The sequence below is a fragment of the Allostigmatella hybrida genome (assembly GCF_020103775.1).
In the GTDB taxonomy this organism is placed as follows: domain Bacteria; phylum Myxococcota; class Myxococcia; order Myxococcales; family Myxococcaceae; genus Hyalangium; species Hyalangium aurantiaca.
Genome location: NZ_JAHXBH010000010.1, coordinates 84,090 through 98,275, shown reverse-complemented (window position 1 = coordinate 98,275; position 14,186 = coordinate 84,090). Strand labels below are relative to the sequence as shown.

Below are 14,186 nucleotides of genomic sequence, written 5' to 3'. Positions count from 1 at the left end.
AGGCCGCACATTGTGGCCCATGAGAATTCATGATGACCCAGCCTGAACGGGCGCCGCGCCGCGTGCCCTTCCCCATCAAGTTCCGGACCCTCGAAGTCCTCCGTGTGGCCCCGGTCACCCCGCACATGGTGCGTATCACCCTCGGCGGCAAAGAGCTGGAAGGCTTCCAGACACCGGCGGCGGACGACCACGTGCGGCTCATCTTCCCCGCCCCCGGCGAGAGCAAGCCGCTCCTGCCCACCATGGGTCCCCACGGGCCTGTCTTTCCAGAGGGCAAGCCCCGCCCCGCCTCGCGGGACTACACGCCGCGGCGCTATGACGCCGCCGCGGGCGAGCTGGACATCGACTTCGTGGTGCATGGCTCGGGACCTGGGACGACCTGGGCCACCCACGCCAAGCCCGGGGACTTCGTCGGCGTGGGAGGTCCCCGCAGCTCGATGATCGTCCCCTCGGACTTCGACTGGTACCTGCTCGCGGGGGATTCAACCGCGCTGCCGGCCATTGGCCGCTGGCTGGAGGAGCTGCCCCCCAGCGCCCACGCGATTGTCTTCATCGAGGTCAGCGATGCTTCCGAGGAGCAGCGGTTCAACACCCGCGCCCGCGTGGAGCTGACGTGGCTGCACCGCAACGGCGCGGCCCCTGGAAGCACGAACCAGTTGGAGAAAGCCATCCGCGCGCTGCAGTTTCCTCCCGGGGACTATTTCGTGTGGCTGGCCGGTGAAGCCAACTCTCTGCGGCCCATCCGTGAGCACATCTACAACGAGCGTGGCACCCACAAGAAATGGGTCAGCGCGACCGGCTACTGGAAGCGGGACACCGCCGACCACCACGAGCCTCACGACTGAGCCTGTTTCAGCAGGGATTCCTCCCGGAGGGGTGAGAACTTTTTTCATGTCTCACCTCCCCACCTCCTGAGTGGGGCATGACCCTTGACAGGAAGGGTCAAGACATGGGACGAAACGCCCCGCCGCTGAGAATGAGAACCATTTTCATCAGGGACAACGAACGCATGGAAACGACCACCAAGGTGGCCCTGGTCACGGGCGCGGCACAGGGGATCGGTGCAGCGGTCGTACGCGCTCTGGCGGGCAACGCGCGGGTCGCCGCGCTCGACATTCAGGCCGAGAAGCTCTCCGCGCTGGTCTCGGACCTGGGGCCGCGCAGGGAGCACGTGCGCGCCTTCGGGGTGGATGTGCGTGACAGCGCCGCGGTCGAGGCGGTGGTCGAGCGCGTCGAGCGCGAGCTGGGCCCCATTGGCATCCTGGTCAACGTGGCGGGTGTGCTGCGGCCGGGCCCCGCCATCGCGCTCAGCGATGAGGACTGGGAGACGACCTTCGCGGTCAACACCCAGGGGGTGTTTCACGTCTCGCGCGCCGTGGCGCGGCGCATGGTGCCGCGCAAGAGCGGCGTGATTGTCACCGTGGCGTCGAATGCCTCGGGAACCCCCCGGATGAACATGGCCGCCTACGCGGCCTCCAAGGCCGCTTCCGCCATGTTCACCAAGTGCCTGGGGCTCGAGCTGGCCCAGCACAACATCCGCTGCAACATCGTGTCCCCGGGCTCCACCGACACGGCCATGCAGCGCGCGCTCTGGACCGATGAGCGGGGAGGAGAGGCCACCATCCAGGGTTCCCTGGAGACCTTCCGCGTGGGCATCCCCCTGCGCCGGCTGGCCACCCCCGCCGACATCGCCGATGCCGTGGTGTTCCTCACCTCCGACCAGGCCCGCCACATCACCCTGCACGACCTGTGCGTCGATGGTGGCGCGACGCTGGGCGTCTAGGCCCCACCCAGGAACAAGTTCCCGGGAGCCGTGCGCCAAGATTTTGAGAACGATTACTAAGTTCAGTTTCACTGCATTTCCAAGCCCTGCATCAGGAGCGTGTTTGTGATGGCCGAACGTCCCATGTCGCCGCAGCAGCTGGCCGCGCAATTGCTGGAGAGCTACGAGGCCGGTTCCTCCTTCTTCTTTGCCTCTCCCAAGCGGACGATGCTGGCACGGGGCACGTTCGCCACCGTGCCGCACATCGGTGGAGCCGACGCGTTGCAGCGGCTGCCGGAGCGCGTGGCGGCCGTCCTCAACAGTGCCCGCGAGGCCGCGCACGACATCCCGGTGGCGGTCGGCGCGGTGCCCTTCGACGGCTCGATTCCCGCCCAGATGGTGGTCCCGATGACGCTGCAGCGGGCGGGCCCGCTGATGTTCGACACCGACGTGCCCGTGACGCAGCCCCTGGCGGCGCGCTACACGGTCCAGCCCGTGCCCGAGCCGGCGGCCTACCTCGACGGCGTCTCGCAGGCGCTGAAGCTGATGCAGACTGGCTCGCTGCGCAAGGTGGTGCTGTCCCGGTCGCTGCACCTGAGCGCCACCACACCGATCGATCTTCAGCAGTTGCTGCGCAACCTCGCCCAGCGCAACCCCTCCGGCTACACCTTCGCCGTGGACCTGCCCACCGGCACGGACGCGGCCTCGGGCGGACGCAGGCGGACGCTCATCGGCGCCAGCCCCGAGCTGCTGGTGTCCCGCTCGGGACTTCAGGTGCTCGCCAACCCGCTGGCGGGCTCGGCGGCGCGCAGCCCCAACCCCGTGGAGGACCAGGAGCGAGCCGCCACGCTGCTGAAGTCCCCCAAGGATCTCCACGAGCACGCGGTGGTCATCGACGCGGTCGTGGAGGCCATGCGGCCGTACTGCAAGAAGCTGGATGTGCCCGCGGGACCGTCCCTGGTCAGCACGCAGACCATGTGGCACCTGTCGAGCCGGATCTGCGGCGAGCTGGCGGATCCGTCCATCACCTCGCTGAAGCTGGCGGTCGCGCTGCACCCCACCCCGGCGGTGTGCGGCTACCCGACGGAGCTGGCCCACGAGGCCATCACCTCGATCGAGCCGTTCGATCGCGGCTACTACACGGGCACGGTCGGCTGGTGCGATGCGAACGGGGACGGCCAGTGGGCCGTGACCATCCGCTGCGCCGAGGCCGATGAGCACTCGCTGCGGCTGTTCGCGGGCGCGGGCATCGTGGTGGGCTCGAAGCCCGAGTCCGAGCTGGCGGAGACCGAGGCGAAGTTCCGCACCATGCTCCACGCGATGGGGCTGGGGCAGAACGCGGAGGTCAAGTCGTGACCAATTCTGTTTCTCCGCAGGCCCCCTCCCCTCTTCCCGGGTGTACGGCCTGGCCCGAGGAGTTCGCCACGCGCTACCGCCAGGCGGGCTACTGGCGGGGGGAGACCTTTGGCCAGATGCTGCGCGAGCGCGCCCAGCGCCACGGGGACCGCACGGCCCTGGTGGCCGGGACGCAGCGCTGGAGCTATCGCGAGTTCGACGAGCGGACCGACCGGCTGGTGGCCGGCTTCCATGCCCTGGGCATCAAGCCCCGGGACCGCGTGGTGGTGCAGCTTCCCAACATCGCCGAGTTCTTCGAGGTCGTCTTCGCGCTGTTCCGCCTGGGCGCCCTGCCGGTGTTCGCGCTCCCCGCGCACCGCAGCTCGGAGATCAACTACTTCTGCGAGTTCACCGAGGCGGCGGCCTACGTCATCGCCGACAAGCACGCGGGGTTCGACTACCGCACGCTGGCCGAGAAGGTCCGCGCCGCCGTGCCGGGCCTGCGCCACGTGATTGTCGTGGGCGACGCGGGGCCGTTCACGCCCCTGCATCAACTCTACGCCTCGCCGCTGGAAGGCCTGCCCGGGCCTACGCCCAGCGACGTGGCCTTCTTCCAGCTCTCGGGGGGCAGCACCGGCGTTCCCAAGCTCATCCCGCGCACCCACGACGACTACATCTACAGCCTGCGCGGCAGCGTGGAGATCTGCCAGCTCGACGAGACGAGCGTGTACCTGTGCGCGCTGCCCGCCGCGCACAACTTCCCGCTCAGCTCGCCGGGGGTGCTCGGAACCTTCTACGCCGGAGGGACCGCCGTGCTGGCCCTGCACCCCAGCCCGGATTACGCCTTTCCCCTGATCGAGCGTGACCGCGTCACCTTCACCGCGCTGGTGCCCCCGCTGGCGATGATCTGGATGGATGCCGCCAAGTCCCGGCGGCATGACCTGTCCAGCCTGAAGGTGCTCCAGGTGGGCGGGGCCCGGCTCAGCGCCGAGGCAGCCCAGCGCGTGCGGCCCACCCTGGGCTGCGGGCTGCAGCAGGTCTATGGCATGGCCGAGGGCCTGGTGAACTACACCCGGCTGGACGACCCCGAGGAGCTCATCGTCGCCACCCAGGGCCGGCCCATCTCCCCCGATGACGAGATCCGGATTGTCGACGAGGACGGCCAGGAGGTCGCCCCCGGGGAGACCGGCCAGCTCTTGACCCGGGGCCCCTACACCATCCGCGGCTACTACAAGGCCGAGGCCCACAACGCCCGGGCGTTCACCGCCGATGGCTTCTATTGCACGGGCGATCTGGTGCGGGTGACGCCGGAAGGCTACATGGTGGTGGAAGGCCGGGCGAAGGATCAGATCAACCGGGGCGGGGACAAGATCGCCGCCGAGGAGGTGGAGAACCACCTGCTGGCGCACCCCTCGGTCCATGACGCCGCGGTGATCTCCATCCCGGACCCCTTCCTGGGCGAGCGCACCTGCGCGTTCGTCATTCCGCGCGAGGCCACGCCCACCGCCGCGACGCTCACCTCGTTCCTGCGGGAGCGCGGCCTGGCGGCCTACAAGATTCCGGACCGTGTCGAATTCGTCACCGCGTTCCCGCAGACCGGCGTCGGCAAGGTCAGCAAGAAGGCCCTGCGCGAAACCCTGACCCGCCGCTAGGGCTTCTTCCGGGAACGGACGAGGCCCCCCTCCCTGAATCGCTGTTTCCTCCTCTCAACACGAAAGAGTCCACCATGGCACTGCCCGCCATCGCCCCCTATCGCATGCCCACCGCGGCCGACCTGCCCGCGAACAAGGTGTCCTGGACCCCCGATCCCCAGCGCGCCGTCCTGCTCATCCACGACATGCAGCGCTACTTCGTGGAGGCCTTCACCAGCGGGGCCTCGCCCGTGACCGAGCTCGTGGCGAACATCCGCCAGCTGCGGCAGCACTGCGCCTCGCTGGGAATCCCCGTGGTGTACTCGGCTCAGCCGGGCGGGCAGACGCCCGAGCAGCGCGGCCTGCTGCTGGACTTCTGGGGCGCGGGCATCAACGGCGGCCCGCATCAGAAGCAGATCATCGACGCGCTGGCGCCCTCCGAGGGGGACATCGTCCTCACCAAGTGGCGCTACAGCGCGTTCAACCGGACGCAGCTGATGGACATCCTGCGCCAGGGCAAGCGCAACCAGCTGATCGTCTGCGGCATCTACGCGCACATCGGCTGCCTCCAGACCGCCAGCGAGGCCTTCATGAACGAGGTGCAGCCGTTCCTCGTGGCCGACGGCGTGGCTGACTTCTCCCTGGAGAACCACCAGATGGCGCTGAACTACGCGGCGCGGCTGTGCGCCGTCACCGCCACCACGCAGCAGCTCATCGAGCAGCTGCGGCCCCAGGCCGCCCGCGCCGGTGCGCCGCTGAGCCGCCAGCAGATCCGCGCGGATGTCCTCGAGCTGCTCCAGCAGGAAGGCGCGCCCGGCGATGACGAGAACCTGCTCGAGCGCGGGCTCGACTCCATCCGCCTCATGAGCCTGGTCGAGCGCTGGCGGAATGCCGGGACCGAGGTCACGTTCGTGGAGCTGGCCGAGCGTCCGACGCTGAATGACTGGTACGCGATGCTGACCTCCACCGCCCAGCCCCCCATGCAGGTGGCCGCGGCGCTCCAGCACGGAATCCGGCCCAACGCGTAGCCAGCGAGCCGCGCGGCCGCCCCACCTCGATGGGGTTCACACCGAGAGGAGTACTGAGTGATGCGGGATTCACAGGAAACACGCCAGCCGCTGTCGGCGGCCCAGCACGGCATCTGGCTGGGCCAGCAGCTCGATCTCAAGAGCCCGGTGTACAACGCCGGCGAGTGCATCGAGATCCTCGGCGCCGTGGATCCCGCGCTCTTCGAAGCGGCGGTCCGCCAAGCGGTCATTGAGGCCGAGGCGCTGCACGCGCGCTTCGTGAACGGCGAGAGCGGTCCCCAGCAAGTGCTTGGCTCCCAGACGGACTGGGCCCTCCACCTGGCCGACGTCAGCGGGGCAGCGGACCCCTGGGCGGAAGTGCAGGCCTGGATGAAGGTGGATCTCTCCCGGACGGTGGAGCTCAGCCAGGGGCCTCTCTTCGCACACGCCCTGCTCAAGGCCGGTCCCCAGCGGTTCTTCTGGTTTCAGCGGGCCCACCACATCGCCCTGGATGGCTTCGGCTTCTCGCTGATGGCCCGGCGCGTGGCCGAGGTCTACACCGCGAAGGCCGCGGGCCGCCCCGTGACGGGCGGCTTCGCCCCGTTCCAAGCCGTGCTGGACGAGGACGTGGCGTACCGCAACGGCCCCCAGTCCGCGCTCGACCGGGCCTTCTGGACGGAGCGCTTCGCCGACCGGCCCTCTCCGGTCAGCCTGGCGTCCCCCGCGCCCATGTCCTCCACCTTCGTGCGCCAGACCCGCGTCCTGCCCCCTCAGATGATGGAGCGGCTCCAGGCGGCGTCCAAGACAGCGGGCCTGAGCTGGCCGGATCTCATGCTCGCGGCCACGGCGGTCTACCTGCACCGGCTGACGGATGCGGCCGAAGTGGTGCTCGGCCTGCCGGTGATGAACCGGCTCGGCACGGCCGCGCTGCGCGTGCCCTCCATGGCCATGAACATCGTCCCCCTGCGCGTGCCCGTGCGCCCCGAGGCCAGCCTCCTGGACGTGGCCCGTGGGGTGGCCGCGGAGGTCCGCGCCATGCGGCCCCACCTGCGCTACCGCTACGAGCAGCTCCGCCGCGACCTGAAGCTGGTGGGCGGACAGCGGCGGCTGTTTGGCCCCGTGGTCAACATCATGCCGTTTGACTACGCCCTGCGCTTCGCGGGGATGCCCACCGTCGCGCACAACATCTCCGCGGGCCCCGTGGAGGACCTCTCGATCGGCCTGTACGCCCGGTCGGACGGCCAGGGCATGCGGATGGACTTCGATGCCAACCCCGCCTGCTACGAGGCCCAGGATCTGAATGCCCACCAGGGCGCCTTCGTCGAGCTGCTGGAGGCACTCGCCGCAGAGCCCGGGCTGGCGGTGGGCCAGGCCAAGACCCCGGCGACGCGCCGGCTCCCGTCCGCGGCCAGCACGGACGCGGCCACCCTGGCCTCCTCCGTCCTCGATGGCGGACCGCTTCCCGTGCCCGCCCGTCCGGTCCTGGAGCTCATCACCCAGCGGGCCCACGAGACCCCGGACGCGATCGCGGTGGAGCATGGCCAGCACCAGCTGAGCTACCGGGACCTGCTCCAGCACGCGCAGGCGCTGTCCGCGCAGCTCGTCCAGGAGAGGGTTCAGCCCAATACCCCGGTGGCGGTGATGCTGCCCCGGGGGCTCGACGCCATCGTGGCGAGCCTGGGCGTGCTGTTCTCCGGCGCGGGCTACCTGCCCCTCGATCCCCAGGGCCCCTCATCCCGGACGGCGGCCATCCTCGAGGATGCGAAACCCACGCTCATCCTCCAGCGGGCCTCGTCCGATGCGGACCCCATGGCCCGGGGAAACATCGTCCTTCGCAGGAACGAGGCGGCCCCGGCCGCTGCTCCGGCCCCGGTCCAGACCGAGGGCGAGCGCCTCGCCTACGTCATCTACACCTCCGGCTCGACGGGCCAGCCCAACGGCGTGCAGATCACCCAGGACGCCCTCGCCCACTTCGTGGCGGGCGCCACGCACCGCTATGGCGTGCAGCGCGGCGACCGGGTGCTTCAGTTCGCCCCCCTGCACTTCGATGCCAGCGTGGAGGAGATCTTCCTGACCCTCTGCGCCGGCGCGAAGCTGGTGCTTCGCACCGAGGAGATGCTCCAGTCCGTGTCCCGGCTCCTCGATGCGTGCGCCGAGCACGGCATCACCGTGCTGGATCTGCCCACGGCGTTCTGGCACGAGCTGGCCTACAGCGTCTCGACGGGCGCGGCCCGGCTGCCCCCGTCCATCCGGCTGGTCATCATCGGTGGAGAAGCCGCGCTGCCGGAGCGGGTCGCGCGCTGGCGCGCCGCGGCCAGCGCGGAGGTGCTGCTGCTCAACACCTACGGCCCCACCGAGGCCACCGTGGTGGCCACCACGGCCACGCTGAGTGGGCCGCCCTCCGCCGGAGCCCCCGAGGAGGAGATTCCCATCGGGCAGCCCCTGCCGGGCGTGCGCACGGCGCTCATTGATGCGCAGGGAAAGCTCGCCGCCCCCGGCACCGAAGGCGAGCTGTACCTGCTGGGAGGCGGCCTGGCGCGTGGGTACTTGGGACGCCCGGAGCTGAACGCCGCGCGCTTCACCTCGCTCGGCGTGCTGCCCGGCAACCCCCGCGCCTACCGTACCGGCGACAAGGCCCGGGTCCGTGCGGACGGGCAGATCGTGTTCGCTGGCCGGGTCGATGACGAGTTCAAGATCAGCGGCCACCGCATCGATCCCACCGAGATCGAAACCGTGCTGCTGGCCCATGCGGGCGTGCGGGATGCCGCCGTGGTGGGCCAGATCCTCCCCGGAGGCACGCGCCGGCTGTGTGCGCACATCGTCGCCGGGACGCCTGCCCCGGCCAGCGCGGAGCTGCGCCGGCACCTGCTGGCGGAGCTGCCCGCAGCCATGGTCCCGAGCGCCTTCGTGTTCTCCGAGCGGCTGCCTCGCACCAGCACGGGCAAGGTGGACCGGAACGCGCTGCGGCTCGTGATGCCTCCCGAGGACACGGGCGCCACCGCCGCCACCACCGAGTTCGAGCGTTTGGTGCTCCAGGTGTGGGAGCAGGTCCTGGGGCTGAGCGGCATGTCCGCGCAGGACGACTTCTTCGAGCTGGGAGGGCAATCGCTCCAGACGATCCAGGTCGCCAACCGGCTCGGTGTCGCCTTGGGCCGGGAAGTGCCGGTGGCCACCGTGTTCCGGTACCCGACCGCCGCCGCGCTGGCCCAGGCCCTGGAGCATGGGGAGCAGAACGGCACGGAGGGCGGTGGGCTGTCCGCGGCCATGCTCGCCGACGCGGAGCTTCCCGAGGACTGCGTTCCCTGGTTTCAGAAGCCGGGAACCCCGGCCTCTCCCATCCCGAGCCCCTCCGCCCCTTGGCGGCAGGTGCTGCTGACCGGCGCCACCGGCTTCGTGGGCGCGCACCTGCTCGACCAGTTGCTGCACCAGACACAGGCCCGGGTGATCTGCCTGGTTCGCGCCCGGGATGAAGCCCATGCCATGGAGCGGCTGCGCGAGAGCATGACCGGCCAGCGCCTGTCCACGGCGAGCCTCGCCGAGCGGGTGATGGCTGTGCCCGCCGACCTGGGCCAGCCCTGGCTGGGGCTGAGCTCCGCGCGGTTCCACAGCCTGGCCGCCGAGTGTGACGTGCTCATCCACAACGCCGCCGTGGTCAGCGTCGTGCGCGAGTACGGCAGCCTCCAGGCCACCAACGTGCGCGGCACCCGCGAGCTGCTCCGGCTGGCGGCCGCCGTGAAGCCCAAGCCCCTGCACTACGTCTCGACCGTGGCCGTGGCCCCTCAGGCCAATCTCAGCCCGGAGGTTCCGGAGGCATTCGTCCCCGCCCACCCCGGCCTGCGCGACGGCTATCAGCAGAGCAAGTGGGTGGCGGAACGGCTCATGGAGCAGGCCTCGGAGCGCGGCCTGCCCGTCTCGGTCTACCGCCTGGGCCGGGTGTCCGGCGCCGTGGACAGCGGCATCGTCAATCCCCAGGATCTCGTCTGGCGCATCCTGCTGGCCGGGATTCCCGCCGGCACGTTGCCCCAGCTCGATGTGGGCGAAGTGTGGACACCGGTGGACTATGTCGCCAGCGCGCTCGTGCGCCTGTCACTGGTTTCACCTGGCGGCGGGGTGTTCAATGTCACCCCCGTACCCGAAGTGCGGCTGCCCGAGGTGTTCGGCTGGGTCCGGGACTACGGTTACCCCGTCGAGCTGTCTCCGCTCCCCGAATGGCGCACCCGCGTGGCACAGGCCCAGGGAAGCGCGGACAGCAGCACCACGCTGGCCTTCTTCGATCTGCGCGCGGGTGGCTCGGAGCCCACCTTCGGCCTGGGCACCCTCCGCAGTGAGCGCGTGCTTCACGCCTTGTCCGGCAGTGGCATCTCTTGTCACAAGACCGAGCGTCAATTGTTTCACCGATATTTGGACTACTGTGTTGAACAAGGTCTCCTTCAGAGACCTCCGAAACACCGGTAACGCCACACGGTCCATCCCATGTCCTCATCCCGAAACGGCCCTTCCGTGTTGAAACAGAATTGGACTCCCGGCTCCTGGAGACACAAACCCGTCAAACACATGCCGGACGACTACCCCGATGCACGCGAGCTCGCGCGCGTCGAGGCCGAGCTGGCGCGCCTTCCTCCCCTGGTGTTCGCCGAGGAGACGCGCCGGTTGACCGCCGCGCTCGGCCAGGTCGCCGAAGGCAAGGCCTTCCTGCTCCAGGGAGGCGACTGCGCGGAGAGCTTCAAGGAATTCACCACCGACAACGTCCGGGACAGCCTGCGGCTCATCCTCCAGATGGCGGTGGTGCTGACCTTCTCGGGCGGCCGCCCCGTGGTGAAGGTGGGCCGCATTGCGGGCCAGTTCGCCAAGCCGCGCAGTGGCGCCACGGAGACCCTGGAGGGCGTCACCCTCCCGGCCTACCGCGGCGACATCATCAACGGCATGGAGTTCGAGGCCGGTGAGCGCCTGCCGGACCCCAAGCGCCTGCTCAAGGCCTACCACCAGTCCTCGGACACGGTGGGCCTGCTGCGCCTGTTCTCCCAGGGCGGATACGCGGACCTGCTCAACATGCACCGGTGGACCTTCGACTTCGTCGCCGACAGCGTCCAGGGCGGGCAGTACCGGAAGCTGGCGGACAAGATCCTCGAGTCCCTGCGCTTCATGAGCGCGCTGCACGTGAGCCCCGGCCAGCAGATGCCCCTGAACCGGGTGGACATGTTCACCAGCCACGAGGCGCTGCTGCTGAACTACGAAGAGGCCATGACGCGGGCCGATCCCGTCTCGGGAGACTGGTACGACAGCTCCGCGCACATGCTGTGGATTGGCGAGCGGACGCGCCAGCTCGACGGGGGCCACGTGGAGTTCATGCAGGGCATTCAGAACCCCATCGGCCTCAAGTGCGGGCCGACGATGGAGCCCGATGATCTGCTGCGGCTCATCGACATCCTGAACCCCGAGGCCATCCCCGGAAAGCTGACGCTCATTGGCCGCTTCGGCGCCGACAAGATCGCCGAGCGCCTGCCCCGGCTGATGGCCGCCACCAAGCGCGATGGCCGCCCCGTGGTCTGGTCGGCAGACCCCATGCACGGCAACACGCTCAAGGCCCGCAACGGGTACAAGACCCGGCCCTTCGACCGCATCCTCTCCGAGGTGAAGTCGTTCGTGCAGGTGGCCACCGCCGAGGGCGTTCACCCCGGCGGGCTCCACCTGGAGATGACCGGCCAGAACGTCACCGAGTGCCTGGGCGGCGCGCAGGAAGTCACCGAGGACGATCTCTCCAGCCGCTACCACACGCATTGTGATCCGCGCCTCAATGCCAACCAGGCCCTCCAACTGGCCTTCCTCGTGGCCGACAAGCTCCAGTCCCTGCGGGTGCCCGAAGTCTGGGCGACGGCCGCGACAGACTCCTTGACAGAGCTGTCTGGAAAGGGGTACCACGCGACCCCGAAATGAAAATGAGAAGCATTTTCATCCCAGTGCTTCTGGCAGGGTTGCTCGTCTCCGGTCAGGCACTGTCGCAGGAGCCGGAGGCTTCCGCGCCCGCACCGCAGCCCCCGGCACCGGCTCCCGCCGCCCCTGCCGTCGAGATGCCGAAGCTCCTGGAGTTCATCGAAGCGCCCTACCCCGCTCAGGCGAAGCAGGAGCGCCTGGAGGGGAAGGTGTCCCTCCGGCTGACCCTGGATGCCCAGGGGACCGTCACGGCGGCGGAGGTGCTCGAGCCCGCCGGTCACGGCTTCGATGAGGCGGCCCGTGAGGCGGCCCTCCGCTTCCGGTTCGAGCCCGCGAAGCGCAACGGAACGCCGGTGCCCGCCCGCATCGTCTACCCCTATGAGTTCCGTCTGCCGCCGCCCGCCCCTGTCACGCAGACTTCCATTTCGCCCTCCACCCCGGAGCCTTCCGGTTCCGACTTCCAGGAGACCATCGAGGTCACGAACCTGGGCCCTTCGATGGCGGAGCGGCGGCGCCAGTCCGCCGAAGCCGTGCAGGTGCTGGAGGTGGGCACCGTCCAGCGCGAGGCCGTGGACATGGGAGAGGCCCTGGCCCGGACCGAGGGCGTGTCCGTGCGGCGCTCGGGCGGACTGGGCAGCACCTCGCGGTTCTCCCTCGCGGGGTTCACCGACGAGCAGGTCCGCTTCTTCATCGATGGGGTTCCGCTGGAGCTGGCGGGCTATGGGGCCGGCCTGGCCAATGTCCCGGTCAACCTCGTCCAGCGCGTCGAGACCTACCAAGGGGTGGTCCCCATCCGCTTTGGCGCCGACGCCCTGGGCGGCGCGGTTCACCTCGAGACCGAGCAAGACTTCCAGGGCACGCGGGCCTCGGCCTCGTACGAGCTCGGCTCGTTCGACACGCACCGGCTCACGGGCAGTGTCCGGCATCTGCACGAGCCCTCGGGGTTTCTCCTCCGGGCCAACGGGTATTTCGATGCCACCCGGAACGACTACCTCGTCGACGTCGACGTTCCCGATGACTCCGGGAGGCCCCAACCCGCGCGCCTGCACCGGTTCCATGATGGCTACCGGGCGGGAGGCGCGGGCATCGAGGCCGGCTTCGTGGATCAACCCTGGGCCCGGCGGTTGCTGCTGCGCGCCTTCATGGGCACGTATGACAAGGAACTCCAGAGCGACAACGAGATGGATACGCCCTACGGCGAGGTGGAGTACGGAGAGACCTCCGGAGGCGCCACGCTGCGCTTCGAGCAGATCTTCTCGAACGGGCTCTCGGCCGATGCGGTCGCTGGCTACACCTACCGGCGCAATCACTTCACGGACCTCAGCGAGTGCGCCTACGATTGGTACGGACGCTGCGTCCTGGTGCTCCCGCAGCGGGGCATCATCGAGGGCCGTCCCATCGAGCGGGTCACCGGCCAGCACATCAGCTTCGCACGGCTGAACCTGAGCAAGAGCCTCTCCCCTTCACAGAAGCTGAGCGTGTCCCTCGCACCCACGCGGGCGGACCGGGCCGGTGAGGACCGTCAGCTCCAGCTGGCTCAGCAGCTCGACCCGCTCGATGGATCGCGCAACCTGTTCTCGCTGGTCAGCGGCGTGGAGCACGAACTCGACGCGTTCGATGACCGCCTCGAGAACATCCTGTTCGTCAAGGATTACATCCAGCGCGTGTATGGCGAGCGGCCGCTCGACGGGGGCAGCTTCTCCGTCACGAAGCGAACCCTGCACCGGGTGGGGCTGGGCGACAGCGCCCGGCTGCGCCTCTCCCCGGAGCTGTATGCCAAGGCCTCCTACGAGTGGGCCACCCGCCTGCCCCAGCCCGATGAGTTCTTCGGGAATGGACTGCTCATCATCGAGAACCTCAACCTGAACCCGGAGACCAGCCACAACCTCAACCTGGGGCTCACGTATGAGACCCGGGGGCGGGCCGCCGGTGACTTCCGGGCCAACGTGACAGGGTTCGGGCGCCTGGCCGATCAGCTCATCTTTCCCATCAGCCGGCCCAGCTATTTCATCTATCAAAATGTCATCGCGGCCCGCTCCCTGGGGGTCAGCGGCGCGGCGGGTTGGGTCTCTCCTGGCAAGTACGTGTCACTGGAGGGCAACGCCACCTGGCAGGACTTCCGCAACACCTCCAGCGAGGGCGAGTACGGCCCCTTCGTGGACAAGCGCATTCCCAACCAGCCTTACCTGTGGGCCAATGGCAGTGCCCGCTTCCAGCTCCGCGATGTGATGAACCCTCGCGACGAGATCGCGCTCACCTGGAACACCCGGTACATCCATGAGTTTTTCCGTGCCTGGGAAGGGGCCGGCCAGATTGACACGAAGGATGTGATTGAGACGCAATGGCTGCATTCGCTCTCACTCACCTATGTCACCCGGAGCGACACCGCCACGCTGACCTGGTCAGCGGATGCCCAGAACATCACCGACGCGCGGGCGTATGACTTTTACGGCATTCAGCGCCCGGGCCGCAGCTTGTTCGCCAAGCTCACCGTGGATTTCGGAACTTGACCGCAACACC

General features: G+C 69.1%; 8 protein-coding genes. All 8 read left to right on the top strand.

Annotation, left to right across the window (positions count from 1 at the left end):
* Positions 1–29 precede the first annotated feature (29 nt).
* Positions 30–845, top strand: a complete 816-nt coding sequence (locus KY661_RS18175; RefSeq protein WP_225411404.1) for a siderophore-interacting protein — start codon at positions 30–32, stop codon at positions 843–845.
* A gap of 164 nt (positions 846–1,009) precedes the next feature.
* Positions 1,010–1,783 (top strand): 2,3-dihydro-2,3-dihydroxybenzoate dehydrogenase, encoded by a 774-nt coding sequence (locus KY661_RS18170; RefSeq protein ID WP_225411403.1) that lies wholly within the window; start codon positions 1,010–1,012, stop codon positions 1,781–1,783.
* Between the two features lie 108 nt (positions 1,784–1,891).
* A complete protein-coding gene (gene dhbC / locus KY661_RS18165) occupies positions 1,892–3,118 on the top strand; it encodes an isochorismate synthase DhbC (protein ID WP_225411402.1) in 1,227 nt (408 codons plus the stop codon).
* Entirely contained in the window at positions 3,115–4,749 is a 1,635-nt protein-coding gene (locus KY661_RS18160) for a (2,3-dihydroxybenzoyl)adenylate synthase (protein ID WP_225411401.1), read from the top strand. Before dhbC ends, KY661_RS18160 begins: the two co-directional genes overlap by 4 nt.
* 74 nt (positions 4,750–4,823) lie before the next feature.
* Entirely contained in the window at positions 4,824–5,756 is a 933-nt protein-coding gene (locus KY661_RS18155) for an isochorismatase family protein (RefSeq protein ID WP_075009958.1), read from the top strand.
* A gap of 60 nt (positions 5,757–5,816) precedes the next feature.
* Positions 5,817–10,190, top strand: coding sequence for a myxochelin non-ribosomal peptide synthetase MxcG (gene mxcG, locus KY661_RS18150; RefSeq protein ID WP_225411400.1), 4,374 nt, complete (start codon positions 5,817–5,819; stop codon positions 10,188–10,190).
* Between the two features lie 99 nt (positions 10,191–10,289).
* Positions 10,290–11,669, top strand: coding sequence for a class II 3-deoxy-7-phosphoheptulonate synthase (locus KY661_RS18145; protein WP_450097573.1), 1,380 nt, complete (start codon positions 10,290–10,292; stop codon positions 11,667–11,669).
* A 2-nt stretch (positions 11,670–11,671) separates the two neighbouring features.
* On the top strand, positions 11,672–14,176 hold the full coding sequence (mxcH, locus tag KY661_RS18140; protein ID WP_225411398.1) for a TonB-dependent siderophore myxochelin receptor MxcH: 2,505 nt from the start codon (positions 11,672–11,674) through the stop codon (positions 14,174–14,176).
* Positions 14,177–14,186 lie beyond the last annotated feature (10 nt).

Excerpts from the sequence above, each read along its gene's own strand:
- KY661_RS18175 (WP_225411404.1), top strand. The coding sequence starts at position 30 with ATGATGACCCAGCCTGAACGGGCGCCGCGCCGCGTGCCCTTCCCCATC.
- KY661_RS18170 (WP_225411403.1), top strand. The coding sequence starts at position 1,010 with ATGGAAACGACCACCAAGGTGGCCCTGGTCACGGGCGCGGCACAGGGG.
- dhbC (WP_225411402.1), top strand. The coding sequence starts at position 1,892 with ATGGCCGAACGTCCCATGTCGCCGCAGCAGCTGGCCGCGCAATTGCTG.
- KY661_RS18155 (WP_075009958.1), top strand. The coding sequence starts at position 4,824 with ATGGCACTGCCCGCCATCGCCCCCTATCGCATGCCCACCGCGGCCGAC.
- mxcG (WP_225411400.1), top strand. The coding sequence starts at position 5,817 with ATGCGGGATTCACAGGAAACACGCCAGCCGCTGTCGGCGGCCCAGCAC.
- KY661_RS18145 (WP_450097573.1), top strand. The coding sequence starts at position 10,290 with ATGCCGGACGACTACCCCGATGCACGCGAGCTCGCGCGCGTCGAGGCC.
- mxcH (WP_225411398.1), top strand. The coding sequence starts at position 11,672 with ATGAGAAGCATTTTCATCCCAGTGCTTCTGGCAGGGTTGCTCGTCTCC.